22 protein-coding genes and 1 riboswitch are annotated in these 25,748 nt (G+C 65.4%); of the genes, 11 read left to right on the forward strand and 11 right to left on the reverse strand.

Annotated features, from left to right (window positions below):
* Positions 1 to 205 precede the first annotated feature (205 nt).
* The 4 genes from IC762_RS35615 to IC762_RS23830 all read left to right on the forward strand — a co-directional run bounded on the left by IC762_RS35615 (position 206) and on the right by IC762_RS23830 (position 5,370).
* Positions 206 to 1,393 (forward strand): hypothetical protein, encoded by a 1,188-nt coding sequence (locus IC762_RS35615; protein WP_195784642.1) that lies wholly within the window; start codon positions 206 to 208, stop codon positions 1,391 to 1,393.
* Between the two features lie 13 nt (positions 1,394 to 1,406).
* Positions 1,407 to 2,732, forward strand: coding sequence for a hypothetical protein (locus IC762_RS23820; RefSeq protein ID WP_195784643.1), 1,326 nt, complete (start codon positions 1,407 to 1,409; stop codon positions 2,730 to 2,732).
* Positions 2,733 to 2,795: 63 nt separating this feature from the next.
* On the forward strand, positions 2,796 to 4,307 hold the full coding sequence (locus IC762_RS23825; RefSeq protein ID WP_195784644.1) for a hypothetical protein: 1,512 nt from the start codon (positions 2,796 to 2,798) through the stop codon (positions 4,305 to 4,307).
* Positions 4,300 to 5,370 (forward strand): hypothetical protein, encoded by a 1,071-nt coding sequence (locus IC762_RS23830; protein WP_195784645.1) that lies wholly within the window; start codon positions 4,300 to 4,302, stop codon positions 5,368 to 5,370. The genes IC762_RS23825 and IC762_RS23830 overlap by 8 nt, the downstream gene beginning before the upstream one ends.
* Positions 5,371 to 5,386: 16 nt before the next feature.
* On the opposite strand, the gene IC762_RS23835 is transcribed toward IC762_RS23830, so the two are convergent.
* Positions 5,387 to 6,640: a cyclic nucleotide-gated ion channel gene (locus IC762_RS23835; protein ID WP_195784646.1), complete on the reverse strand. Its 1,254-nt coding sequence runs from the start codon at positions 6,638 to 6,640 to the stop codon at positions 5,387 to 5,389.
* A 15-nt stretch (positions 6,641 to 6,655) separates the two neighbouring features.
* Positions 6,656 to 9,331: an alanine--tRNA ligase gene (alaS, locus tag IC762_RS23840; RefSeq protein ID WP_195784647.1), complete on the reverse strand. Its 2,676-nt coding sequence runs from the start codon at positions 9,329 to 9,331 to the stop codon at positions 6,656 to 6,658.
* 201 nt (positions 9,332 to 9,532) lie between these two features.
* A riboswitch (glycine riboswitch) is annotated at positions 9,533 to 9,620 on the forward strand.
* Positions 9,621 to 9,761: 141 nt separating this feature from the next.
* Between alaS and gcvT the strand changes: the two genes are divergently transcribed.
* From gcvT to IC762_RS23860, 4 genes are all read left to right on the forward strand, one after another.
* On the forward strand, positions 9,762 to 10,907 hold the full coding sequence (gcvT, locus tag IC762_RS23845; RefSeq protein ID WP_195784648.1) for a glycine cleavage system aminomethyltransferase GcvT: 1,146 nt from the start codon (positions 9,762 to 9,764) through the stop codon (positions 10,905 to 10,907).
* A 16-nt stretch (positions 10,908 to 10,923) separates the two neighbouring features.
* The gene (gene gcvH, locus IC762_RS23850) at positions 10,924 to 11,289 is read left to right on the forward strand and encodes a glycine cleavage system protein GcvH (protein ID WP_195784649.1); all 366 of its coding nucleotides are present in this window, start codon (positions 10,924 to 10,926) and stop codon (positions 11,287 to 11,289) included.
* A gap of 9 nt (positions 11,290 to 11,298) precedes the next feature.
* The gene (gcvP, locus tag IC762_RS23855; protein ID WP_195784650.1) at positions 11,299 to 14,172 is read left to right on the forward strand and encodes an aminomethyl-transferring glycine dehydrogenase; all 2,874 of its coding nucleotides are present in this window, start codon (positions 11,299 to 11,301) and stop codon (positions 14,170 to 14,172) included.
* Between the two features lie 133 nt (positions 14,173 to 14,305).
* Positions 14,306 to 14,743: an acyl-CoA thioesterase gene (locus IC762_RS23860; RefSeq protein ID WP_195784651.1), complete on the forward strand. Its 438-nt coding sequence runs from the start codon at positions 14,306 to 14,308 to the stop codon at positions 14,741 to 14,743.
* A gap of 221 nt (positions 14,744 to 14,964) precedes the next feature.
* Here the strand turns inward: IC762_RS23860 and IC762_RS23865 are convergent, their stop codons facing one another.
* Both IC762_RS23865 and recA read right to left on the reverse strand, forming a co-directional pair.
* Positions 14,965 to 15,939: a hypothetical protein gene (locus IC762_RS23865; RefSeq protein WP_195784652.1), complete on the reverse strand. Its 975-nt coding sequence runs from the start codon at positions 15,937 to 15,939 to the stop codon at positions 14,965 to 14,967.
* A gap of 104 nt (positions 15,940 to 16,043) precedes the next feature.
* Positions 16,044 to 17,132, reverse strand: coding sequence for a recombinase RecA (gene recA, locus IC762_RS23870; protein ID WP_195784653.1), 1,089 nt, complete (start codon positions 17,130 to 17,132; stop codon positions 16,044 to 16,046).
* An 880-nt stretch (positions 17,133 to 18,012) separates the two neighbouring features.
* Here recA and IC762_RS23875 point away from each other — a divergent pair.
* Positions 18,013 to 18,201: a hypothetical protein gene (locus tag IC762_RS23875; RefSeq protein WP_195784654.1), complete on the forward strand. Its 189-nt coding sequence runs from the start codon at positions 18,013 to 18,015 to the stop codon at positions 18,199 to 18,201.
* A gap of 51 nt (positions 18,202 to 18,252) precedes the next feature.
* Here IC762_RS23875 and IC762_RS23880 read toward each other — a convergent pair whose 3' ends face one another.
* From IC762_RS23880 to IC762_RS23890, 3 genes are all read right to left on the reverse strand, one after another.
* Positions 18,253 to 18,483: a hypothetical protein gene (locus IC762_RS23880; RefSeq protein ID WP_195784655.1), complete on the reverse strand. Its 231-nt coding sequence runs from the start codon at positions 18,481 to 18,483 to the stop codon at positions 18,253 to 18,255.
* A gap of 84 nt (positions 18,484 to 18,567) precedes the next feature.
* Positions 18,568 to 18,855: a hypothetical protein gene (locus IC762_RS23885; protein ID WP_195784656.1), complete on the reverse strand. Its 288-nt coding sequence runs from the start codon at positions 18,853 to 18,855 to the stop codon at positions 18,568 to 18,570.
* Between the two features lie 72 nt (positions 18,856 to 18,927).
* Positions 18,928 to 19,059: a peptidylprolyl isomerase gene (locus tag IC762_RS23890; RefSeq protein ID WP_195784657.1), complete on the reverse strand. Its 132-nt coding sequence runs from the start codon at positions 19,057 to 19,059 to the stop codon at positions 18,928 to 18,930.
* Positions 19,060 to 19,231: 172 nt separating this feature from the next.
* Here IC762_RS23890 and IC762_RS23895 point away from each other — a divergent pair, with 172 nt between their 5' ends.
* Positions 19,232 to 20,707, forward strand: a complete 1,476-nt coding sequence (locus tag IC762_RS23895; RefSeq protein ID WP_195784658.1) for an amidase — start codon at positions 19,232 to 19,234, stop codon at positions 20,705 to 20,707.
* A 34-nt stretch (positions 20,708 to 20,741) separates the two neighbouring features.
* Positions 20,742 to 21,197: a PaaI family thioesterase gene (locus IC762_RS23900; protein WP_195784659.1), complete on the forward strand. Its 456-nt coding sequence runs from the start codon at positions 20,742 to 20,744 to the stop codon at positions 21,195 to 21,197.
* Here IC762_RS23900 and IC762_RS23905 read toward each other — a convergent pair whose 3' ends face one another.
* The 4 genes from IC762_RS23905 to IC762_RS23920 form a co-directional block, all read right to left on the reverse strand.
* Positions 21,198 to 21,491: an HdeA/HdeB family chaperone gene (locus tag IC762_RS23905; protein ID WP_195784660.1), complete on the reverse strand. Its 294-nt coding sequence runs from the start codon at positions 21,489 to 21,491 to the stop codon at positions 21,198 to 21,200.
* Positions 21,492 to 21,705: 214 nt separating this feature from the next.
* Positions 21,706 to 23,730 (reverse strand): pyrroloquinoline quinone-dependent dehydrogenase, encoded by a 2,025-nt coding sequence (locus tag IC762_RS23910; RefSeq protein WP_195784661.1) that lies wholly within the window; start codon positions 23,728 to 23,730, stop codon positions 21,706 to 21,708.
* Positions 23,731 to 23,798: 68 nt separating this feature from the next.
* Complete coding sequence (locus tag IC762_RS23915) at positions 23,799 to 25,277, reverse strand: caspase family protein (RefSeq protein WP_195784662.1); 1,479 nt, start codon at positions 25,275 to 25,277, stop codon at positions 23,799 to 23,801.
* A 126-nt stretch (positions 25,278 to 25,403) separates the two neighbouring features.
* Entirely contained in the window at positions 25,404 to 25,643 is a 240-nt protein-coding gene (locus IC762_RS23920) for a hypothetical protein (protein ID WP_195784663.1), read from the reverse strand.
* Between the last annotated feature and the right edge of the window lie 105 nt (positions 25,644 to 25,748).

Here is a 25,748-nt window from a genome sequence, read left to right on the forward strand (position 1 = left end):
GCTTATGCAATAATCCTTAGATAGTTCATTCTAAGGTTGCATCTCATTTCGTTTCGCCGGAAGCGGATATTTTAGCTTCCTCCCGCTTCCCAATCTCTCAACAGAATTCGCCAGCGCGTAGCGCCAGTGAATGGAGTGGACCGTTCAGCCGATCCGGCCGAGCGGAGCGATCGTTCGCGCCCACTCGAGACAAGGAACAAGGACCATGGATTATCTGGAGCGCGCGCAAATCATCGGCCACGACGTCACCCGTTTGAAGAACGGCGAGACGATCCGAAGCACGGTCCTCGTCGACAGTCTCGAGAAATTCAAGGCGATCTTCGCGCACGACCTGACGCTCGATCAGCGCGGCAAGTTTTCGGAGCAGATCGGCCACCTGCCCTGGACCTTGCAGTTCGGCTCGCTTCCCGGCGCATCGATGACACGGCTGATCAACAACGTATTCGGCCTCGGCAGCCTCGCGATGAACGACGTTGCGGTCGCCACCGCGATCTTCCCGCTGCGGGTCACCGCGGTTTCGGGATCGACCGTTACGATCAACACCGATGAGGTCTTCGGACCGAGCAGCGCACCGGTCGCGATCAACGCCGGCACGCTGATCTTCAACGGCGGCTCGATCACCACCCTCAACACCGTCATCACGGTGAGCGCGGACACTCTTCAGATCAATAGCGGCGGCTCCTTGCCTTATCATATCGGCATCAAGGGAGTGGCGGGCGCCACCGGTACCGCCGGCGCGACCGGTTCGACGACACCGGGCCAGGCCCAGGCCGGCAGAAAGGGCAACGAGGGGTCGCCCGGCGTCTGCACCGGATCGGACAGCGGCGGTACCGGAAGCGGCGGAGCCACCGGTGGCGCCGGAGGGACCGGACTGATCGGGGCCCAGGGATTGCCCTCGCTGCCGGCGACCATCACCGTCAAAGGGTTCTCGCAGAATACGAGCTTCGTGGTCTACACGCAGTCGGGCGCCGGCGGCCAGGGTGGTCCGGGCGGACAAGGCGGCGCCGGGCAGCAAGGCGGCAACGGCGGCGATGGGTGCAGCAGCGGTTGCGAAGGGACGTCCGGCGGCAACGGCGGACAAGGCGGCGCGGGAGGCGCGGGAGGCGACGGCGGGCCAGGAGGCCCTGGCGCCCCCGGATTGCCGATCAACATTAGTTTCCCGCAAGCGGCCCAATCGTTCCTGGTGATGACGCAGGACCTCGCTCCTCCGGGTGCAGGCGGCCAGGCCGGCGCCGGCGGTGCACCCGGCGGGGGCGGCGGCTCCGGATCGGGCGGCAAGCACAAGAGCGACGGTGCGGGCGGCTCGAGCGGCTCCAGCGGCGCGGCTGGAAGCGCCGGGAAAGCCGGCACTGTCGGCGGCGCTCCCGGCAACTACAACCCCACCTACACCTAGGATGACGCCCTTGATGTCCGTTGGCCTCGAAGGCGGCTTCCGAAACCGGGTCCTGGCCGCCGATCCACGCATCGACCTCCGCATGCGCGCAACTGCGCCGCTCCCGGCGCCCGGCGAAGACTGGACCGTGGGGACGCATTTCGTCGAGATCCCCACCCTCCCCGATATGCGGCGATTGCTCGGCCCGGCAGATGCCGCCATGCGGCGCGCGCGAAGCCAGGCATTCTATGGCGGCGCCCATGATCGGGCCCGCGCGCGATTGGGTCTCGGCATGCATGATCGCGGCGAGGAGTACGTCTTCGCCGATGGGCAAATCCACGCCCGCGACTTCCTCGGCCAGGCTCGGCATCTGCCCGCGCATGTCAAAGCCGTGCGGCTGCCGAGCATGCGCATCGAGAGCGGTCAAACCTGGGATCTCAGCGTCAGGCATACCGCCTGGAAAGACGTCGGCGCGCGCGAAGAGCTCTATGTCTACGTCCACGTCGATCGCCTGACGGTTGCTCCCGGCGCCCGCATCGAGATCCACGGCAACGTTTTCATTCTCGTCTGCGACGAGATCGTATTGCATGACGGCGAGGCCGGCCGCGGTCCGCACGGCCATGACGGGCTCGACATCCGCATCCTTTCGACCCCGCACGCCGCGTTCAGCCGCTTCCGCGCTGCACCGGCGCGGCCGGGACTGCCAGGCGCCGATGGCGCCAGCGGCGCCGGCAGCCGTGCAACTGCCGTGGTTGGGACGCCGTTCGGTCCGTGCCTGCAGGAATTTTCGCCCGATCGCGACGGCGAGGCCGGCCGCGATGGCGGAGACGGCAGCGACGGCACCGCCGGCGAGAATGGCGGCATGACCATGCTCGCCGATGTCAGGATCGGTGCGCTGACGGGATTCGGTCCGGAGCAGTTGCGCATCTTCGCGCAAGCCGGCGCGGGCTTCCCCGGCGGCGACGGGGGTCAGGGCGGCAAAGGCGGCGACGGCGGCAGCGGTGCCGACGGCGTCGACGGCATCGAGGGATTGAGCCGCGGCGGACATGGCGGGCGCGGCGGCGATGGTGGACGCGGCGGGAGTGGCGGACGCGGCGGCAACGGCGGGCTCGCCTCCAACATCTTTATCGAACTCCCGGCGGCGCATCGTGCGTGCCTCGAGCTGTGCTCCAAAGACAGCGAAGGCGGAGCTGGTGGCGCTGCCGGACCCGCCGGCGCCGGCGGACACGGCGGAGCGCACGGCGCATGCGCACGCCCGGACGCGCCCGTCCTCGACGGCAAACCAGGACGCTGCGGGTCTGCGGGCGCACCGGGCAAACCGCGCAGCGGTCCGAAGATGCACGTCTTCACTGTTCCATGATCAACCCCGGCGCCGCGCAGGATCGCGGCGCCTCGTGATGCAACGCTTCAATGGAGAGCGACCATGCTCAATCCACGGGATCTCAACACCTACGCCAAGACCGCCAAGCTCCAGATCGGCGGCTCGGGCAGCTCGTTCGGCACCTCGATCATCACATACGAAATCCGCAGGTATCAGGACATCCGAAATCTCGGCAACGAGTTCGCGTATCTCCTGACCTGCAAGCATCGGGTCATCATCCCGAACGCAAACAACTACCAGGTCGGCCCGACTTCCAGCACCGGATACTCGAACTATCCCGCCGCGATCTTCAACTCGGTCACGCTGGCCGCCAACAACGGCGCGACGCTGATGCTGCGCGAGATCTTTCCGAGGACGCTGAACACCTCGGTCACGACATCGGTCAACTCCAATGTCGGCGGAAACACGACGACGTCGAACCAGCACACCACGGGCTCCTCCACGTCACAGACCAACTCGTTCGGCGTGGCGGTATCCGGTGGCTTCTTCGGCGACATGCTGACCGGCGGCATCACCCTCGAGAACCAGAACGTGTGGGGATCTGGCAAGTACAGCTCCGACAGCTCGGACGCCGGGTCCGGACGGCAGTTCGATGCCTCGAGCGGCGAAACCATGAGCGTCAAGGACTGGAGCTCCTACGGCTTCATCAACGAGACCACCGGCTCGGCCAACTGGATCTGGGGCCAGTCCTATCCGTGGGACGTCATCCTCTACAATCAATCGACCAACGCATCGACCGTCAATCTGCCGTCCTTCGTGCAGGGGCGGATGAAGGACAATTACGACGCGCAGAACTATATCGTGCTGCCGCCAAGCCAGCTCTCGCTGATGGGGGTCGATTTCACGATGCGGGCGAGCTGGCTGATCGAATTTCCGAGCGGGATATCGGCAGCCGAGAGCATCACCATCAGCCACAACACGTCGTGCTTTCTCGCCAGCCATTCCCTGAACGGAAGCGCGGTGTCGGCCAGCCTGCAGACGGCGTCGGCGGCATCGAAGTCGACATTCGTCTCGCCGGCGCTGCCCCTGAGCACCTATGCGCTGGACCCGATCGCGGACGCCGGACCGAAGAACGGCGCCGCAATCGGCTTCACCGCGAACCGCTTCACCTTCCCGCCCAATGCGAACGGCGGCCCATTCCAGATCGTCTCGCCGTCCAACAATCTGAAGGTCTCGGGCGCCGGATTCGACCCGGCGATGACCAGCAACTTCGCGCAAGCCACCAGCTTCACGATCGAGTTCAAGATCCTCGACAACACCAACGAGTATTCGTTGCTGCTGATGCACTGGATCGGAGCGTCGAGCGGCGCCTGCAAGCTGACCGTCACCACCAACGGAACCTCGACCACGGTCGTCTACGTCGACTCGCCCGAAGGACAAGGCGGCCAGAGCAACGTGACCGCGATCGAGCTCCGAAACGCCGATTTCTCGTCGATCAACTATCACGATTATCTCGTGATCGGGCTGAACACGATCACGATCACGGTCGAACCGGTCAATCCGAACCAGTCCAACCTCTATACGCTGTTCGCGCTGGCGATCGGCAATGCCTAACGGGTCGTCGACCGCCCAGCCGACCGCCGCGGCCAGGTTCAAGCGCCAGCCGCCCGGCTCTCAAAGTGCGACCAGCGGCGCCGGAAAGAGGGCCAGGGCGGCGGCGACAGCGCTGAGGAAGCCGAAGAAAAACGTCCTCGGCGGCGCCAGGGTGTCGCACAGCGTGCTCAACCGCCGGGCCAAGGAGTTGGGACTGCGGGCGCGGGTGAAATTCGCTACGTTCAGCGGCCTGAGCTTCAACAAGAGCAATGCGAAGCTCAGGACCAACGTCATGAAGAACCTGATCGCGCAGGCCGCGAAGAGCAAGTCGGCCAACCCGATCGGCTCCAACTTTCCGCGGATCTGGCGCGATGCCCTGCCCGCGCATGACGAACTGGTCTCGACCTCGTTCATGCGGGAATTCCTCGCCGGCTTCTTCACCAAGTCGGATTCGCCGCTGACCGACGACCAAAAAGCGCTGATCAACAATGTGGTGGACCAGATGTCCGACATCCGGCTGCCGACCAAGTTTTCAGGCTTCGCGACGGCGAACAAGGTGATGCAGCATCCGACCAGCCGCGCCGAGGCCTTCTTCGCCGACCCCTACAAGACCGCGAGCCTTCATTCGGCGATGGACTCCTCCAGGAAGACCTATGTCACGCGCGCGATGGAACGCGTGGTGACGAACGGTGGCACCTTCAAGGAGATGATCGAGGCGGGCCTGCGTGCCGGCATCGAGTTCACCCTCAACTATTTTACCGCGCCGGTCACCGCCAGGAACGTGTTCAACTTCAGCCTGCGCAACAACACCGTCCTGACGGATCGTGAAAATCTGGAGCAGGTCGAAGCGCGCGAGCGCATGAAGGACGCCTATGAACAGCTGAGCGGCAAGTTGCGGATCGCAATCCCCGACGAGTCGGCGCAGCAGAGCCTCGAGCGCGACTGGCCTGGCCTGCCCATGCTCGGCGACGGCCAGGAGCCGCCGGAGGCGCCGCCGAGCCCGCGCCGGACCACCGTGTTCTCAAGCCAGTCATCCAACGTCAACAAGGCAGCGGACGTCGAGATGGTGGCGCTGGCGCTGTAGCGCGGCCGTGCAGCAATCAATCCCGGTTGCCGCCGTCGGTCTCCGCCGGCACGGCTGCCGCGATCTCGGTCGGCGCCACGTCGCCGCTATCGGCCGCGACGGTGTCGGCAAGCCGCGCCTCCGCGGTCTCCTTGACATGCGCGGCGAGCGCCGGCATGCGCTCGATCAGCGCGTGGAAATCCAGCGCATCGAGCACCAACAACCTGGTCTTGCGCATCGCCGTCACGGTGCCGGACCGCTTGGTCCGGCGCAGCAGCGCGATCTCGCCGAAGAAGGAGCCATCGGCCAGCCGCACGCGCTGGCTCGGCAGATCGATCTCGACCTCGCCCGCGGTGATGAAATACATCGATGAGGCCGTATCGCCGCGCCGTACCAGGACCTCGCCGGGCTCGATGGACTGCGACCGCAGCAGCCGCATGATGTCGGCGATCTCGGCCGCATTGAGCTGCGCGAACAGCGGCACCCGCGCCAGCATGCCCCAGGTCACGACGAAATCGCGGCGCCGCACCTCCTCGGCGAACGCGGTCGAGATGATCGCGACCGGCAACGCGATCATCGCAAAGCCGACCACGATCGCGAACACGGTGACGATCCGCCCCAGCGGCGTCACCGGCACGACGTCGCCATAGCCGACGGTGCCGAGCGTCACGATCGCCCACCACATCGCCTGCGGCATGGTGCCGAACTTGTCCGGCTGCACCTTGTGCTCGATCGCATAGAGCAGCGAGGCAAACAAAAGCACCGCGCCGGTCAGGATCACGACACAGCCGAACAGCGTGCGCCGCTCGGCATGCAACGCGGCCAGAAGCGAGCGCAGCGCCGGCGAATAGCGCACCAGCTTGAGGAACGGCAGCATGCCGAACAGCACCAGCGCGGTCTTGTCGCCGATCGCGAGTGCGATTGCCGACGGCAGGAAGGCCAGCAGATCGATCACGCCGAGGGTCGAGAAGGCGTATTCCAGCCGCGCGCGCGATGGCGTCATGTCGCGCAGCGAGTGGCCGACCACGCTCCAGAGCCGCGCGGCGTATTCGAGCGCAAAGGCGATGACGGCTGCGATCTCGATCGTCGACAGCAGCCCGCCGAACCGGGCGTCGATCTCGGGCACGGAGGCCAGGATCGCCGCCAGCACGTCGATAGCGATGATGGCGGAGATGAACCAGGCGAAGCGCGAGCCGCCGGAATGCGGCAGGTCATCGCGTTCGAGCAGCTCGTAGAGGCGGTCCCGCAGCTCCGGGTCACCGCTGCCGCGCTTGCCCGGAACCGTCGCCACGATGATGCCTCTCCGTCAGGCGTTGGCCATCGCCTGTTCGATCGCGGTCAATGCCGCGTCGGCCTTGGCGCCATCGGGACCGCCGGCCTGCGCCATGTCGGCCCGGCCGCCGCCGCCCTTGCCGCCGAGCGCTTCGGAGCCCTTGCGCACCAGCTCGACCGCGTTGAAGCGCGAGGTGAGATCGGCGGTGACGCCGACCACGATGCCGGCCTTGCCGTCCTCGGTGACGCCGACGATCGCAACCACGCCGGAGCCGATCTGCTTCTTGCCGTCGTCAACAAGACTCTTCAGGTCCTTGGTCTCGACGCCCTCGACCGCGCGGGCCAGCAGCTTGACGTCGCCGACCTCGCGGACGGCCGAGGCTGCGCCGTTCGATCCACCGCCACCGCCGCCCATCGCGAGCTTCTTGCGGGCGTCCGACAAATCGCGTTCGAGCTTCTTGCGCTCATCGAGCAGCGTGGTGATGCGGGCCGGCACGTCCTCGACCGTGGTGCGCAGCTCGGCCGCCGCGGTCTTGGCCAGCGCCATGGTGTCGTTGGCGTGCTTGCGGGCATAGCGGCCGGTCAGCGCCTCGATGCGGCGCACGCCGGAGGCGACCGCGCCTTCGCCCGTCACCGAGATCAGGCCGATGTCGCCAGTGCGCCGGACATGGGTACCGCCGCACAATTCGACCGACCAGCCCAGCGCGTTCTGGCCGTGCTCGCGGTCGGCGTTGCCCATCGAAACCACGCGGACCTCGTCGCCATATTTTTCGCCGAACAGCGCGCGGGCGCCGGCCTCACGCGCGTCGTCAACGCCCATGATGCGGGTCGAGACCTCGGCATTTTCGAGCACGACGTCGTTGGCGATGTCCTCGATGCGGGCGAGCTCTTCCGGCGTGATCGGCTTCGGATGCACGAAGTCGAAGCGCAGCCGATCGGGCGCGACCAGCGAGCCGCGCTGCGCAATGTGGTCGCCGAGCACCTGGCGCAACGCCTCGTGCAGGATGTGGGTCGCGGAATGATGCGCGCGGATCGACGACCGCCTGGTGTGATCGACCTCGAGTTGCAGCGCGGTGCCGGCCTTCAGCGTGCCCTGTTCCACGGTGCCCAGATGCACGAAGAGATCGCCGGCCCTCTTCTGCGTGTCGGTGACGCGGAACGTGACGCCCTCACCCGTCAGCACGCCGATGTCGCCGACCTGGCCGCCGGACTCGCCGTAGAACGGCGTCTGGTTCAACACGATCGCGCCGCTCTCGCCCGCCTTGAGGCTATCGACCTCGGCGCCGTCCTTGACCAGCGCCGCAACGACGCCTTCCGCGCTCTCGGTCTCATAGCCGAGAAATTCGGTGGCACCGAGCTTCTCGCGCAGCGGAAACCAGACGCTCTCGGTCGCCGCCTCGCCTGAGCCTGCCCAGGAGGCGCGCGCCTTCTCGCGCTGCCGCTCCATCGCGTCGGTGAACGAGGCCTGATCGACGCTGATGCCGCGCGACTTCAGCGCGTCCTGCGTCAGATCGAGCGGGAAACCGTAAGTGTCGTAGAGCGTGAAGGCGGTGTCGCCGTCGAACATGTCGCCCTTCTTGAGGCCGGCGCTCTTCTCGTCGAGGATCGACAGGCCTCGCGCCAGCGTCTTGCGGAAGCGGGTCTCCTCCAGCCGCAGCGTCTCCTCGATCAGCTTCTCGGCGCGCACCAGATCCGGATAGGCCTGGCCCATCTCGCGGACCAGCGCCCAGACCAGGCGGTGCATCAGCGGCTCATGGGCGCCCAACAGCTGCGCATGGCGCATTGCGCGGCGCATGATCCGGCGCAGCACGTAGCCGCGGCCCTCGTTGGAGGGCAGCACGCCGTCGGCAATCAGGAAAGCCGACGAGCGCAGATGGTCGGCGATCACCCGGTAGGATGCGACGTTCTGCTTGCTCGGCCCGTGGCCGAGCGCGGACGAGGCCGCATCGATCAGGTGACGGAACAGGTCGGTCTCGAACACGCTCTCGACGCCCTGCATGATGGAGGCCATGCGCTCCAGCCCCATGCCGGTGTCGATCGAGGGACGCGGCAGCGCCACGCGCTCCTCCTTCGTCACCTGCTCGTACTGCATGAACACTAGGTTCCAGAATTCGAGGAAGCGGTCGCCATCCTCCTCCGGGCTGCCCGGAGGGCCGCCCCAGATGTGCTCGCCGCGGTCGATGAAGATCTCCGAGCACGGGCCGCACGGGCCGGTGTCGCCCATCGCCCAGAAGTTGTCGGAGGTCGGGATCCGGATGATGCGATCGTCGGTGAAGCCCGCGATCTTCTTCCAGAAGCCGGCCGCCTCGTCGTCGGTGTGGTAGACGGTGACGAGCAGCTTGTCCTTGTTCAGCCCGAAATCCCTGGTGATCAGGTTCCAGGCAAGCTCGATCGCACGCTCCTTGAAGTAATCGCCGAACGAGAAGTTGCCGAGCATCTCGAAGAAGGTGAGATGGCGCGCGGTGTAGCCGACATTGTCGAGGTCGTTGTGCTTGCCTCCGGCGCGCACGCATTTCTGCGAGGTGGTGGCGCGCTGATAGGGCCGCTTCTCGACGCCGGTGAAGACGTTCTTGAACTGCACCATGCCGGCATTGGTGAACATCAGGGTCGGGTCGTTGCGCGGCACCAGCGGCGACGAGGAGACGATCTCGTGGCCGTTCTCCTTGAAGAAATTCAGAAAAGTCGACCTGATGTCGTTGACGCTGCTCATGTTCATCCAACCGGAAAAAGGGCCGGTCAGGCGCAATTTCGCGCCCTTTTCCGGCCGAACGCTTTTAGACATTGCGGGCGACGGTGTCCAGAAACTGTGCAGGCAGATCATGGGCTTGCCGCGACAGCACAAAGCCCGTTGGATAGTAGCGAGAGCTGCGTTGACAGTCCTGGTGGTGCCGTGTTTCTTACCATCCTGTTACTAGTCACGTCGGGAGAGACCGGCCTTGCGCCGGCGCCGAAGGAGCAACCGCCCCGGAAACTCTCAGGCAAACGGACCGCGTGACGTCTGACATCTGGAAAGAGGCGCTGGGGTTCTCCCCTATGCGTCCGCCGACGGGATAATACTCTCAGGCACAGCGACAGATGGGGCTTTCTGCAGGTTTCCTGGGGGAAATAGGTCCCCGGCGGGAACCCGCGAGGGCCTCTGGATGCTTGCGCGCGAAAACTCCCCGCTGAAACAGACCCCGCTGCATGCGCTGCACTTGGCGCGCGGCGCCAGGATGGTGCCATTCGCCGGCTATGACATGCCGGTGCAATACACGGCTGGCGTGCTGAAAGAACACCTGCACACCCGCAAGGACGCCGGACTGTTCGACGTCTCGCATATGGGCCAGCTCGTGCTGAAGCCGAAGTCCGGCAAGGTCGCCGACGCGGCGCTCGCGCTGGAAAAACTGGTGCCGCAAGACGTTCTCGGCATCGCCCCGGGACGGCAGCGTTACGCGCAATTCACCAATGCTGACGGCGGCCTGCTCGACGACCTCATGGTCGCGAATTTCGGAGACCATTTGTTCCTGGTGGTCAACGCCGCCTGCAAGGATGAAGACGAGGCACATCTGCGCGCGCAGCTCTCCGATACCTGCGACATCGTTTCGCTGGCCGACCGCGCGCTGATCGCGCTGCAGGGACCGAAGGCTGAATCGGCGCTGGCGAAACTTTGTGCAGATGTCAGTTCGATGAAATTCATGGATTCCGGCCCGCGCCGCATCGGCGATATCGACTGCTTCGTCTCGCGCTCCGGCTATACCGGCGAGGACGGCTTTGAGATTTCCGTCCCGGCCGACAAGGCGGCAGCCCTGGTCAGCACCCTCCTCGACAATCCGGACGTGCTGCCGATCGGGCTCGGCGCCCGCGACAGCCTGCGGCTCGAAGCCGGACTCTGCCTCTACGGCCACGACATCGACACCACGACGACGCCGGTCGAAGGCGCGCTGGAATGGTCGGTGCAAAAAGTCCGCCGCGACGGTGGCGTCCGCGCCGGCGGCTTTCCGGGAGCCGACAAGATCCTCGCCCAGTTCGCGCAAGGCGCGTCGCGCCGCCGCGTGGGCCTGAAGCCAGAAGGCCGCGCGCCGGTGCGCGAGGGCGCAGTCCTGTTTGCCGATCCGACCTCGACCGAACCGATCGGAAAAGTGACCTCGGGCGGCTTCGGCCCGAGCCTCAATGCGCCGGTGGCGATGGGCTATCTGCCCAACTGGTTGACTGCCATCGGCACCACCGTTTTTGCCGAGGTGCGCGGCCAGCGGCTGCCGCTGAAGGTCGCCGCCACGCCGTTCGTTCCCAACACCTACAAACGCTAAACGCCAGAGGTTTTCCATGACGACGCTGTACACGTCCGACCACGAGTGGCTCCATATCGAAGGCGACGTCGCCACCATCGGCATCACCGATTACGCGCAGTCGCAGCTCGGCGACGTCGTGTTCGTCGAACTGCCCAAGGTCGGCCGCAGCCTGAAGAAGGCCGAAGCTGCCGCCGTCGTCGAGTCCGTCAAGGCGGCCTCCGACGTCTATGCGCCGATCACCGGAGAGGTGGTCGAGGTGAACGAGGACCTCGCAGCCGAGCCCGCGCTGGTCAATTCGGATGCCGCCGGCAAGGCCTGGTTCTTCAAGCTGAAGATTGCAGACAAGAGCGAGCTCGGCGGCCTGATGGATGAAGCCGCCTACGCCGCGCACATCGCCTGAGGTGTTCCCATGAACGCGCCCTTCAAGCCGACCAACGACGCCGCCACCGATTTCGTCCGCCGCCACATCGGCCCCTCGCCGCGCGACATCGACGCGATGCTGGAGACGGTCGGGGCTGCAAGCCTGCAGGCGCTGATGGGCGAGACGCTGCCGTCTTCGATCCGCCAGAAGATGCCACTCGAGCCCGGCCGCGCGCTGAGCGAGACCGAGGCGCTCGCCCACATGAGCGAGCTCGCCGCGCAGAACCAGGTGTTCACCTCGCTGATCGGCCAGGGCTATTCCGGCACCATCCTGCCCGCGGTGATCCAGCGCAACATCCTGGAGAACCCGGCCTGGTACACCGCGTATACGCCCTATCAGCCGGAGATCAGCCAGGGCCGGCTGGAGGCGCTGTTCAACTTCCAGACCATGATCTGCGATCTCACCGGGCTCGACGTCGCCAACGCCTCGCTGCTCGACGAGGCGACCGCGGCGGCGGAGGCGATGGCGCTCGCCGAGCGCCATTCGCAGGTGAAGGCAAAGGCATTCTTTGTCGACAAGGAGGTGCATCCGCAGACGCTCGCGGTGATGCGCACCCGTGCCGCACCGTTGGGCTGGGCCCTGATCGTCGGCGATCCCCTGACCGAGCTCGACAAGACCGACGTGGTCGGCGCGCTGCTGCAATATCCGGGCACGACAGGCGCAGTGCGCGACCTGCGCCCGGCCATCGCAGGTCTGCGCGCCAAGGGTGCGCTGGCGATCGTCGCTGCCGACCTGCTGGCGCTGACGCAGATCGCCTCGCCCGGCGAGCTCGGCGCCGACATCGCGGTCGGCTCGGCACAGCGTTTTGGTGTGCCGATGGGCTATGGCGGGCCGCATGCCGCCTACATGGCGGTGCGCGATGCGCTGAAGCGCTCGCTGCCCGGCCGCATCGTCGGCCTCTCCGTGGATTCACGTGGGCAGCCGGCCTATCGGCTGGCGCTGCAGACCCGCGAGCAGCATATCCGCCGCGAGAAGGCGACGTCCAACATCTGCACTGCGCAGGTACTGCTGGCGGTGATCGCCTCGATGTATGCGGTCTATCACGGCCCCGAGGGCCTGACCCACATCGCACGGAGCGTGCATCGTCGCGCCGCCGTGCTCGCCGCTGGCCTGCGCAAGCTCGGCTTCGCGCTGACGAGCGAGGCCTTCTTCGACACCGTGACCGTCGAGGTCGGCACGAAACAGAGCGAGTTCACCACCCGCGCGTTTGCCGAGCGGATCAATCTCCGCATCGGCGCGACCACGCTCGGCATCGCGCTCGACGAGACCACCACGGCGGAAACCGTCGAGGCTGTGTGGCGCATCTTCGGCGGCAAGCTCGCCTATGCCGAGATCGAAGCCACCACACGCGACGCGCTGCCGAAGGAACTCAAGCGCACGAGCCCGTTCCTCACCCATCCGGTGTTCAACACCCATCGCTCGGAGACCGAGCTGTTGCGTTACATGCGCAAGCTGAGCGACCGTGACCTGGCGCTCGACCGCGCGATGATCCCGCTCGGCTCCTGCACGATGAAACTCAACGCGACGTCGGAGATGATTCCGCTGACCTGGCCGGCGTTCGGCCATCTGCATCCGTTTGCGCCAGCGGATCAGGCCAAGGGCTATTACGCGCTGTTCAAGCGGCTGGAGGCGTGGCTGTGCGACATCACCGGCTATGACGCGGTGTCGCTGCAGCCGAATTCCGGCGCGCAGGGCGAATATGCCGGGCTGCTCGCGATCCGGGGCTATCACCTCGCGCGCGGCGAGCCGCACCGCAAGGTCTGCCTGATCCCCTCCTCCGCGCACGGCACCAATCCGGCCTCGGCCGCGATGGTCGGCATGAATGTCGTGGTGGTCGCCTGCGACGCGCGCGGCGACGTCGATGTCGGCGATCTCCGCGCCAAGGTGGAGAAGCATTCCGCCAATCTCGCCGCCGTGATGATCACCTACCCGTCGACCCACGGCGTGTTCGAGGAGCACATCAGCGAGATCTGCGACATCGTGCATGCCCATGGCGGACAGGTCTATCTCGACGGCGCCAACATGAATGCGCAGGTCGGGCTGTCGCGGCCGGGCGATTACGGTGCCGACGTCAGCCATCTCAACCTGCACAAGACCTTCTGCATTCCGCATGGCGGCGGCGGCCCGGGCATGGGCCCGATCGGCGTCAAGGCGCATTTGGCGCCTTACCTGCCCGGCCATCCCACGACTGATGACGCGACCGTGCATCCGGTTGGCCCGGTCTCGGCCGCGCCGTTCGGCTCGGCGTCGATCCTGACCATCTCCTACATCTACATCCTGATGATGGGCGGCGAAGGGCTCACGCGTGCCACGGAGGTTGCGATCCTCAATGCCAACTACATCGCCGCGCGGCTCGAGCCGCATTTCCCGGTGCTGTATCGCAATGCCAAAGGCCGCGTCGCGCATGAATGCATCATCGACCCGCGACCGCTGAAGACGACGAGCGGCGTCACCGTCGACGACATTGCCAAGCGCCTGATCGACTACGGCTTCCACGCCCCGACCATGAGCTTCCCGGTCGCGGGCACCTTGATGATCGAACCGACCGAATCGGAGTCCAAGATCGAGATCGACCGCTTCTGCGACGCCATGATCGCGATCCGCAACGAGATCGCCGAGGTCGAGAAGGGCCGCTGGACCATCGAGGTCTCGCCGCTGCGCCACGCGCCGCACACGGTCCACGATATCGCCGACGATGCGTGGAACAGGGCCTATAGCCGCGCCGAGGGCTGCTTCCCCGCCGGCGTCTCGCGATCAGACAAATACTGGAGCCCGGTCGGCCGCGTCGACAACGTCTATGGCGACCGCAACCTGGTGTGCTCGTGCCCGCCGGTCGAGGATTACGCCGAAGCCGCGGAGTAACGCTCTCGTAGGATGGGTGGAGCGCAGCGATACCCATCATCTCGCCACGCGCACAAAAGTCGATGGGTATCGCTGCGCTCCACCCATCCTACAGACTACGGTCTGCTATCGTAAGACCGCGGCAGGAGGTGACATGCGCGAGGCGTTCTGGTTTCACTTCCCGTTTCGCGTCCGCTATTCCGAGGTCGACGCGCAGGCCGTGGTGTTCAACGCCCACTATCTGACCTACTTCGACACGGCGATCACCGAATATTTCCGCGCCGTCGGCTATGACTATCTCGGCGAGGTCGCGCGATCAGGCATCGACTTCCACACGGTGAAGTCGGTCGTCGAATACAAGGCGCCGATCCGGTTCGACGAGGACATCGACGTCTGCGTCCGCGTCGCAAAGATCGGCCGCTCCTCGATCACACTGGCACTCGCGATCTTCGCCACGGGCTCGGACGACCTCCGCGCCACCGGCGAGATCATCTGGGTCGCGACCGACCAGACGACGCATCAATCGGTCGCGGTGACGGAGGAATTGCGGGCACTGATTGCTGGCCGGGAGAAGGCGCTGGCGCAGGGGTAAGGCTTGCTCGCGCGCGGCTGGTCAGCTCATGGACTTCACTCGGCATCCTTTGGCGTTGCCGGTTTCTCCGGGAGCACATCCCAATGCATCGTGAAAATGACGAGCATGGAGACGAGCAGAAACAGCGCAAAGATCATCAGGATTGAATATTTGCGCGTGCGCGTTGCCCGCCCGGTCTGAACAAGAAACATCGCCTGCCCCGCTTCGTTTCTGTGCCGGCGCTACGGTCCCGTGAGCGTGAGATCGGAACGCCAGAGATTGTCGTTGGTGAGATGCGTGCAGCCCCACCAGCGATCGATTGGGTTGTGACGCGAGAAGTCTTCCTTGTGCGCCAGCACTGCCTTGCCGAATTCTGTGACTGACAGGCGGCTGCGCTGATAGGCAGCAAGGCGGTCTCGCAGATTCCCATGGTCGATGACGCGCAACTCATCGTCCAATCCCGATATCGCCGGTCTCGGACCGTGTGCGAGCCCTTCGAGCAGGGTGCCGATTTCCCAGTCGTTGAACACATCGCATTGCCGGAAACCGCGAAGGTAGAACAGCACGTTCGTGCCCATGAACCCTGCCCCGATCAGCTCGAGCAGGCGCATTTCGGTCGCGCCCAGTCCCGACGACGCCCAGGGAAGCTCCTGAAGCAGGTCGAGCAGAGCCGGCCGCAGCAAGGGAAACGCGCTCAGGTCACGCTGGAGCACGTCAAAGCAGGCCTCGGGTGTCGAGGTGCCATACGCCCGCCAGACCTCGCTTGCGGCCGCGACATGCGCCGGTCGGACGTTGACAAGAGGCACCTCCTTCCATCCGGACCACGTCGGTTCGACGGTGATCAGATGGAAGCCGACCAGGCGCAATTCGAGCTTGGCCATCGTCTCCGAATGAGACCGAACATAATCGAGCAGGCAAGCCAGTTGCAATTGATCGTTCGGCTCGGGATCGAACCACAGTTCGATGCGATCGAACGATTCGCAATATTCGATGAAGGTAAGATGCTTCACGGCATCGCGGTCCCGCCGCCGGAGCAGCCAGTCGGACCAGTGATCGCCCGGGTCCTGGTCCAGCCGCACGCCGAAATAAGCATCGAGCTTCTGCGGCAACGGTAACGGCCCCCAGACGAACCGAAACCTAAACGACAGGACGCTCTCAGCCAGCCCCGCGCGCTCCAGGTCGGTACCGGACGAACCTGTCAAAATCAAACGCTTCATCGACTCGCTCACTCAACATCATCAAGCGAAACGGGCACTGAGAACGTCGGCAACTCAACGTCCTCAGCGCCCGCTTGCAGCGACATCGTATCGGCCGCGAGGGCTTACTCGTCGGCAGGCTCCTCGCCTTCGGCGTCACGCTCGGGCGTGCCGGCGAGAATCTGCTCGGAGATCAGTCCGGAATTCTGCCGGATCGCGGCTTCGATCTTGGCGGTGATGTCGGGGTTCGCTTTCAGGAACGCCTTGGAATTCTCGCGGCCCTGGCCGAGCCGCTGGCTGTCATAGGAGAACCAGGCGCCGGACTTCTCGACCAGGCCGGCCTTGACGCCGAGGTCGAGGATCTCGCCCATCTTGGAGACGCCCTCGCCGTACATGATGTCGAACTCGACCTGCTTGAACGGCGGCGCCAGCTTGTTCTTCACCACCTTGACGCGGGTGGTGTTGCCGACCACCTCGTCGCGCTCCTTGATCGCGCCGATCCGGCGGATGTCGAGGCGGACCGAGGCATAAAACTTCAGCGCATTGCCGCCGGTGGTGGTTTCCGGCGAGCCGTACATCACGCCGATCTTCATGCGGATCTGGTTGATGAAGATCACCATGGTGTGGGACTTGTTGATCGAGGCGGTGAGCTTGCGCAGCGCCTGGCTCATCAGGCGCGCCTGCAGGCCCGGCAGCGCGTCGCCCATCTCGCCCTCGAGCTCGGCCTTCGGCACCAGCGCGGCGACCGAATCGATCACCAGCACGTCGATTGCACCCGAACGCACCAGCGTGTCGCAGATCTCCAAGGCCTGCTCGCCGGTGTCGGGCTGCGAGATCAGGAGCTCGTCGATGTTGACGCCGAGCTTGCGGGCATAGACCGGATCGAGCGCGTGCTCGGCGTCGATGAAGGCGCAGATGCCGCCCTTCTTCTGGCCTTCGGCCACCGTGTGCAGCGCCAGCGTGGTTTTCCCCGAGGATTCCGGCCCGTAGATCTCCACGACGCGGCCCTTCGGCAGGCCGCCGACGCCGAGCGCGATATCGAGCCCGAGCGACCCCGACGACACCGTCTCGACGTCCATCGAGCGGTCGTTCTTGCCGAGCTTCATCACCGAGCCCTTGCCGAACTGACGCTCGATCTGGGAGAGCGCAGCTGAGAGCGCCTTGGACTTGTCCATGGAGGATCCTTCGACGATACGCAGGGCAGTGGCAGACATTGGGATGTGCTCCTTATGGCGGGGATTCGCTAGCGGGACAAACGGGTGACGAAGGCCGGATCGTATGCGTTGTTAATTGGGAACGATGTACCATGTTTGTTCTATGTTCGCAATATGTTCTTTCCAACAGGTAAATCCCGTTCACGATAAAGGCCGCCTAAGCCGTGGCCGGCGAAGTCGAATCCCGGCGCTGCTCGCGTCCAATTAAGTCAGTCGTAACCGTGCCTTACTACGTTCTCAGTAGGACTACCGAAGCGGCCGGCGCGATGTTCTCCTGGAATGGATCGACGCCGAAATTGCCGTGGGCTTCGTCGTCCCTGATGGGGTGATCAAAGCCGTGCGCGGGATGACAAGAGTATCGCGATCGCGCCCCGATGCGCCGCTCGCCTTCGGCCTCGGCATCCGAATCGCATCGGCGCTTGTCGCCTGATGCCGCCGATGCCGATGATCATTCAGCGCACCCATGCGTCCGTAGTTCTCCGGGCCAGAACAAAGTTCCGGGCTTGCGGATGGACGTCACCCCCGCTCGGCCTTCTTTCGCGAAATCAGGCAGTTAGAAATAGTTTTCAAGTACGGCCGGCGCTTCCCTGCAAGGGTTCGGCTCCATCCGCATACGACCTTGGTCCCTCTCCTGAGCCCCAAAAAAATTCGTAACCTTCCGCGGAAGAGCTAAGTTCCATCGGTGTTCCCTTAGCAATGACCGATGCTGCAAGGCCGATCGCGCCCTGGCAGTCCGCCGCGAACCGCGATCAGGGTTCACAATAAACTGAGGCCCGAACAGCGGGCAGCATCATATTAGCGTTTGACGTGTTTTAATTATTGATACAACTTTTGGTTTAAAATTCGACTATCGGTTCGAGTCGCCGCGGGGCCTCGATCAATGATCCACAAGGGCATCGAATTCAGCGTCACCGAGATCGTGGCCGGCGTCTGGCAATGGCGCTTCCAGATCGGAACGCGCGTCTACACGGGCAGGACCGAGGCCAAGCTCGATCTTTTGGCGATCCGAAGGGTGCAATTGAAGATCAACCGCGAGCTGAAACGGCTTGGTCAGGGCCGGAACGACTGACGCCCGGATCCGGACGAACTGCGACACCGCATTTGCGTCCTCGTCCCGCTTTCAGTCCGCGGTGGCCAGCCGCCGCATCGTAAATTCGATGTCGCCGCCGGGCAGTTCGCGCCAGCTCTCCACTGCGCTCATATAAGCGGCCTTCGGATAGCGGCTAAGGAACGCGCGGGCCCGTGTGCGAGCCTGGTCACGCGGCAGTGTAAAGGTCTCGCGCAGATAGCCGTCACCGGCCTTCCGCCGAGCGGCCATCCGGCTGGCAAGATCGCGCGGCCGAGACACCATCTGTCGCAACTCCGGACCAACTGACGACGCCCTCCAATATAGGGCCGATGTCGGCGGAATCCGAGTCCGCAGCGATGTGAGCGGCTACTGGCTTTGCTGGGCGGTGCTGCCAGTCTTGGTCTTCGGCTTGGCGGAGGGATGGGCCGCCTGTTTGGGCGGATCGCTGCGCACCGCCCCCCAGGGGTCGGACGACGTCTTGGCGTCTGGAATCTTGCGCAGCGAATCCTTGTAGGCCTTGTCGTTGACCGCGTCCTGGTCCTTCTGCTCCTGGGTCTTGCTCTGGACCTCGGGCATCAGGTTGATGTTGGGCATCTGCGCATAGGCCGGCGCCGACAGCAGCGCCGCAACCGCAACCGCGCATAAAACTCTCATGAGAAGGCTCCCTTGTCTTTGGTCAGGGGTATATCACCGCCGAGCGCGCCTGCCCTAGGCCCCGTCATGTTTCTAGAGATTGTCCGACTTGCAGGATTTCGGCGAGTGCATCCAGTCGTCCCAGATCGGGCCGCACCTGGTGCAGCCGCTGAGTGCAAGCCCGATCGCAATCACGCTGCCGAGCATCAGAAGTCTGCGAAACATGAGCGGCCCATCCCCTCGCGCATATCCCCGTGCACGTCCCCTTGGCGAGCGTGCGATAAAGCCCCAAAACTGGGGCATTTTCAAGCCGGCGACCCACCGCGGGCCGGGGTGAATTGACCCTGCATGACGGCAAATTACAGTGCGAAACAAAGGGACATAAGGAATCGACGGCATGACTTTAGCGATGAGCTGGGACGAATGGGCGCAGCATGATGGAACGGCGCTCGCCGCCCGCGTCAGGAGGGGCGAGCTCACGCCGAAGGAGCTGGCAGCGCAGGCCGCCGCCGGGGTCGCCAGGGTCGATGGCGCGCTCTCCGGCGTCGTCGAGCTGTTCGACGACGTGATCGCCGATCCCGCCCGCGACGGCGTCAACCTCGACGGCCCGTTCGCCGGCCTGCCCTTCCTGATGAAGGATCTCGGCCCGACGCTGAAGGGGCGGCTGCAGGAGATGGGCTCGCTGATGATGCGCGGCAATCGCGCCAAGGAAGATACCTTCCTGACGACGCAGCTGCGCAAGGCCGGCCTCAACCTGATCGGCCGCACCACGACGCCGGAATTCGGGGTCTGCAGCTCTGCGGAAAATCCCGCCGTCTATGTCACGCGCAATCCCTGGAATACCGACTACACCACCTGCGGCTCGTCGGCCGGCAGCGCGGCGATGGTCGCCGCCGGCGCAGTCCCGATCGCGCACGCGACCGACGGCGGCGGCTCGATCCGCATTCCAGCCGGGGTCAACGGCAATATCGGGCTAAAAGTGTCGCGCGGCGTGTTCTCGCTTGCGCCGCATCTGTCCGATCTCTCCGGCCTGGTCTCGATCCAGGGCTGCCAGTCGCGCACGGTGCGCGACACCGCCGCCTTTGTCGACGCCTGCCGCGGGCCCGCGCCCGGCGAGTTCATCCCGTTCTGGAGTTCGAGCGAGCCATACACGGCGATGATCGCGCGCGATCCCGGCCGTCTCAGGATCGCACTGTCGCACCAATGGGGCGACCATCGCGCGACGCCGCACATCGCAGCCGAGCTCGAACGGGTCGGACGCTTCCTCGAAGGCCTCGGCCATCAGGTCGACTACGCCCTGCCCGCGATCGACTACCAGGCGGCGTTCGCCGCCCAGACCACCTGCTACATCAGCAATTTCGCGGTCGTGATCGGCAACATGCTGGCGGCGCGCGAGATGGAGCGTCCGCCGGCGGATTTGATCGAGCCGATCAACATCCGGATCTGGGAGCATGGCAAAGACACGAGCTTCGCCGATCGCGCCCGCATGCAGGCGGTCTTCAACACGACATCGCGCGGCTTCGGCGCTTTCTTCGAGGACTGGGACATCATCCTGACGCCGGTCACGGCGCTGCCGACGCCGAAGGTCGGCACCACGGAGTATCTCACCATCAGCGACAATCCATCGGTGCTGGACTGGTTCGGCAATCTCTGGCGCAATTTCGCATTCACGCCGCTTGCCAATCTCTGCGGCATCCCGGCGATCTCGCTGCCGCTCGCAACCAACGAGCACGGCCTGCCGCTCGGCATCCAGGCGATCGCCAGGCAGGCCAATGACGGTCTGTTGCTGCAGCTCTCGGCCCAGATCGAGCGCGCCATCGGCGGCAAATGGAACGACGGCAAGTTGCCGGGCGTGCATGTCGCGCACGGCTAGGCCACGATGACATCAGCAGGGGAAACGGAACGTCATGCAGCAGGCCGGTGAGTTCGGAATCGAAGATGCGAGACGCGCGCTCGGCGAGATCTTTGCGCCGTGGGTGCTGGAGCTCAACCTGTCGCTCGAGCAGTTCGAGTTCACCCCGCCGCCCGGCAACGCGGCCGACTGGCAGCCCGGCGCCGTGCTGCGCATGCCGTTCTCCGAACGGCTGTGCCGCAGTGGCGGCATCGTCAGCGGCCAGGCGCTGATGGCCTTCGCCGACACCGCGATGGTGATCGCCAACCTCGCCGCCAACAAAGGCTATCGGCCGATGACGACGGTCGATCAGACCACGCATTTCATGCGCGCGGTGACCGCTTCCGACGTGCTCGCCGATGCGCGCGTGGTCAGGCTCGGCCGCACCATGAGCTTCGGTCGCGTCACGCTTTTGTCCGCCACCGACAACAAGCCGGTGGCGATGGTCTCGAGCGCGTTCGCGATGCTGTAACTACTTGCCGAGCACGGCCTCGGCGGCGTTGACGATGCTCATCGTCGGGTTCTTGCCGCAATAGGTGCCGAACTTCTTGGCGTTCTCGACGAACACGTCGGTGTCGATGATCGCCTCGTCGGAATCGCCCTTGTACCAGCCGTCCATCCAGGTCAGCACCATCTTGATGGTGTCGTCGCCGCCTTCGACGAACTGCTTGCAAGTCATGGTCGAGAGGTCGAGGACGACGGCATTGGCCGGCGCGGACGACAGGGCGAGCGCGGCGGCGAGCAGGATCGAGGCAGTGACCTTCATCGGAAATCTCCGTAAGCAATGTCTGAAAATGAACAGATCGCTGGGAATCCCCCGGCGACTCCGCACGCGAATTCGTAAACGAAACGTCGCGGCACCTGCAAGCATGACACCGCGCCGATCAAACCGCACGTCGTTTCGATGCGCGCGTTGAGAAATCGTGTTTCTGATTTATGACAATGCCGCGGTGCAACGGGCACGCCGGCGGATCAGAGCTTCAGACAGCGTTGACGCGGCGCGCCCTCCGCCGGCGCCGCAGCAATACGACCAACGCAACGAGGGCAATCAGCACGAGCAGCGCCTCGATCGCCTTGACTGCAAACCTCCCACCAGGACGGTCGACCAGCCGCGTCCATAGCGATGCGCCCTCGCCCGGCTGCGGCAGGCGAAATGCCACAACGCTGTCGCCGATCGAGGTACCGGCCTCGGAATGGCCGCCGGCGCCGATCGCGACATACTGCTCGCCCTTCCACAGATAGGTCATCGGATTGGCGACGCCCGGCACCGGCAGGCGGCCGAGCCACAACTCGCGGCCCGACTTCGCATCGAAGGCGCGCAGATAGGCATCCATCGCGCCCGTGAACACCAATCCGCTTGCGGTGATCACGACGCCGCTGAGCAGCGGCGTGCCGGTATGGAGCGCAATGCCGAGCGGCGCCAGATCCTCGCTGGTGCCGACCATCGAATGCCAGAGGATCTTGCCGGCCTTGAGGTCGACCGCCACCATCTCGCCCCAGGGCGGCTTGTTGCAGGGCGTGCCGAGCGGCGACACCGCAAGCCCGCGCAACATCGCGAACGGCGCACCCTCCTGCCGGCCGAAATCATGGCCCGGCGGCGGATTGAAGCCCTTGGCCTCCTCACGCGGCATCAGCTTGACGATGTGGATGGCGTGGCTGACATTGGCGTAGAGGATCTGGTTGACCGGATCGAACGCCGCGCTGCCCCAGTTCACGCCGCCGCCGGTCATCGGATAGACCACCGTGCCCTGCGTCGAGGGCGGCGTGAACAGACCCTCGTTGCGCGAAGCGGCGAGCAGCTGCTCGCAAGCTGAACGCCCAAAACCCTGGGTCACATCGTCGACGGAGACGCGTTGCGTCAACAGCGGCGGCACATGGGTCGGGAACGGCTGCGTCGGCGACAATTGCTCGCCTTCCGCGCCACCCTGTGGCACCGCGCGCTCCTCGACCGGCCACACCGGCTTGCCGGTGTCACGGTCGAGCACGAACACGAAGCCCGTCTTGGTCGGCTGGATCACGACGTCGCGCTGGCCATCGCCGGTGTCGATCCGTGCCAGCGTCGGCTGCGCGGGCAGATCGTAGTCCCAGACATCGTGATGCACGGTCTGGAACGCCCACACCAATTCGCCGGTCTCGATCCGCAACGCCACCACCGAGTTGGCGTGCTCATCATTGCCCGGTCGCTTGCCGCCCCAAAAATCCGGGCTCGGCGATGTCGTCGGCAGGAACACCAGTCCCCGCGCCTCGTCGACCGACATCGGCGCCCAGACATTGCTGTGGCCGGCGCTGACCCCGTCATGAACCAGCGGATCGAAACTCCAGCGCGGCTGCCCCGTCCTTGCGTCGAAGGCCCGCACCGCGCCGAGCGGCGCATCGGCCCGGACGTTGTCGGCGATCGACGATCCCACCACCACGACGCCGTGGCCGATCACCGGCGCAGAGGTAATCTGGAATTCGCCGGGCCACTTCAGACCGATCCCGGGATTGATCCTGATCTCGCCACCGCTGCCGAAATCCGCGCACGGCTTTCCGGTCTTGGCATCGAGCGCAATCAGCCGGACGTCGTTGGTGCCGGTGAAGATCCGCGACCGGCACGCCGCGCCTTCCGGTGCGCGGTCGTCGACCCAGTAGGCGACGCCGCGGCAGTTGTAGCGGTTGGCCGGGCGCTGCGCGGTCGAGATCTTCGGATCGAAGCGCCATTTTGGTGCACCGGTGCCGGGATCGAGCGCGATCACCTCGTTGAACGGCGTGCAGAAGATCAGGCTGTCTTCGACGAACAGCGGCGTCGCCTCGAACTTGGTGCGCTTCATCACCTCGGGCGCGCGGCTTTCGAGATCGCCGGTGCGGAAGTCCCAGGCGCGCAGCAGCGTGCCGACATTGTCAGGCGTGATCTGGTCGAGCCGTGAGAAGCGCTGTCCGCCGCGGTCGCCGCCCCAATGCTCCCAGGCCAGCGCGGGCGAAGCAACACACAGCAGCACAGTGAGCAGACGAAGCAGGGATCGCATCGCGTCCTCCGGCCGATGCGATCATTCCCGTTCGCCGCATCCGGCAGACGATGTAAGCGATCGCTGCCTCAGTATCTACCCCCGCGGCCACGTCCGCCGCCATAACCATAGCCGTACCCGCCACCACGAAAACCGCCGCCATAGCCGATGCCGACACCGACCGGCGGCCCCACCGGTTCGTAGACCACGGCCGGCGGCGGACGGCGCACCACCACGACATCGTCGTCATCGGCGGCGCGCGCCCGGCGGGTCTTGCCGCGCTTCGGCGGTTCGGTTTCGACGCGCTTTTTCTTCGCCGGGGCATAGGCTTTCTCGAGCGTCGGCGCATCGACCTTCTTCAACGGCGCCGGCGCGACGCTGCACGGACAGGTCGGGCCGGCCAGCGCGACATTGGTCGCCGGCACGATGGCGGCCATGGTGTCGGGCCGGTAGCGCAGCCGCTCGATCATCTTGCGCGCGGTCAAGGTGAGATCGCTGTCGGGATACTGCGCGAGGAAGGCGCGATAGGCCGCCGCCGTGTTGGCGAGCACGGCATTTTCCCACGCCACCATGCGGCGATGCCGGTCGAGCCAGTCACGCGCCTGCAGCCCGCGCGGCGTGCCGGCATAGACCTTGGCGAAAGCCTCATAGGCTTCATCGGTGGCGGCGCCCACGATCAGCTCGTTGGACGCTTCGACCGGCTTGCCCTGCAATTCGCGCGTCCAATCGTAGACGCTGCGCTTCGCCGCATCCGGCTTCGGCTCGACCGCGGACGCCTGCGCCTGCTCAGGCGCCGACGCCGGACCGGCGACGAAGCGGAAATCCTCGGTCAGCGACGATGAATCCCACGGCGTCTGACGGCCGTCGGTCGCCTGGTTCACGGCAAGGCGGACGCGCTTGAACGTGTCCTCGATCGGAACGCCCGGCTGCTTGGCGGTGGCCAGCAAGGCCGTCGTGTACGGGCTGTTGGCGCCGCTGCCATCTTCGGCCTCAGCGCCCGGCGAGGTCGAGAACGACACGAAGGTGCCGGGCGCGCCGATCCTGGCGTCGACGATCGCAAGCCCATGGCCCGCGGTCTTGCTGAGCTCGGGGAACGGATTGTTGCGGCAGGCATCCAGCAACAGGATCCGCATCCGGCTCGGCACCGAGGCCAGCGTGTTCAGGATGTCGTTGAGGCGCACCGCCTGGAGCGGAATGTCGGCCTCGCGCTTCGGGTCGACATCGACCGGCACCAAATAATTCTCGCCGTCGATCTGCAGGCCGTGTCCGGCGTAGAACACCAGCGCGACGGCGTCGGCGCCCTTGGCCGCGACCTCGGCGGCGAAGTCGCTGATCCGGGTGCGCATCTCGTCCTGCGACAGATCGGAGGCCGACGTCACCGTGAACCCGGCATTGGTCAGCATCTCGGACATCGCTCTCGCGTCGTTGGCGGGATTGGGCAACGCCGGCACGGATTTGTAGGCCGACTGCCCGATCACCAGCGCAAGCCGGTTCTCGGCGAGCGCCGGACCATTCGAGAGGAAGATGACGGCCGGCACGATCAGGCTGAGCAGCAAGCGTCTGAACACGGCGACCTCCCGACCACGGCATCAACAATGGGTCGGGAGTATGCGGCGAAGGTTCACGCCGATCTGTGATGCAGCTCACGGCAGTGGTCGAATTGTCGCAGCCAACGATGATCGACGCCGGCGAATCTATTTCGGCTTCTTGGCAGGATCGACCGCCGGCTTGGTGACGCCCCAGGGATCGTATTTTTCCTTGGGCGTGGGGATGCGGTCGAGCGCGGCCTTGTAGGCCTTCTCGTCGACCTTGGGCTTGGCGTCGGCCGGCTTGTCCTGGCCCTTCGCCCCGCGGTGCCCCTGCGCCAAAGCCGGGCTCAAGGCCGGACCTGCGACCAGCGCGAGAATGACGGCAGCGACCGTGACGCTCTTCATGTCTATTCCTCTCCCCTGCCGGTGATGGAAACATCCGGCAACACCCCGGGCCGATCATAACGTCTCTCTCGACATTTGTTGATCGGCAAAACTGCAACGCCGCGC

The sequence above is a fragment of the Bradyrhizobium genosp. L genome, assembly GCF_015624485.1.
Lineage (GTDB): Bacteria > Pseudomonadota > Alphaproteobacteria > Rhizobiales > Xanthobacteraceae > Bradyrhizobium.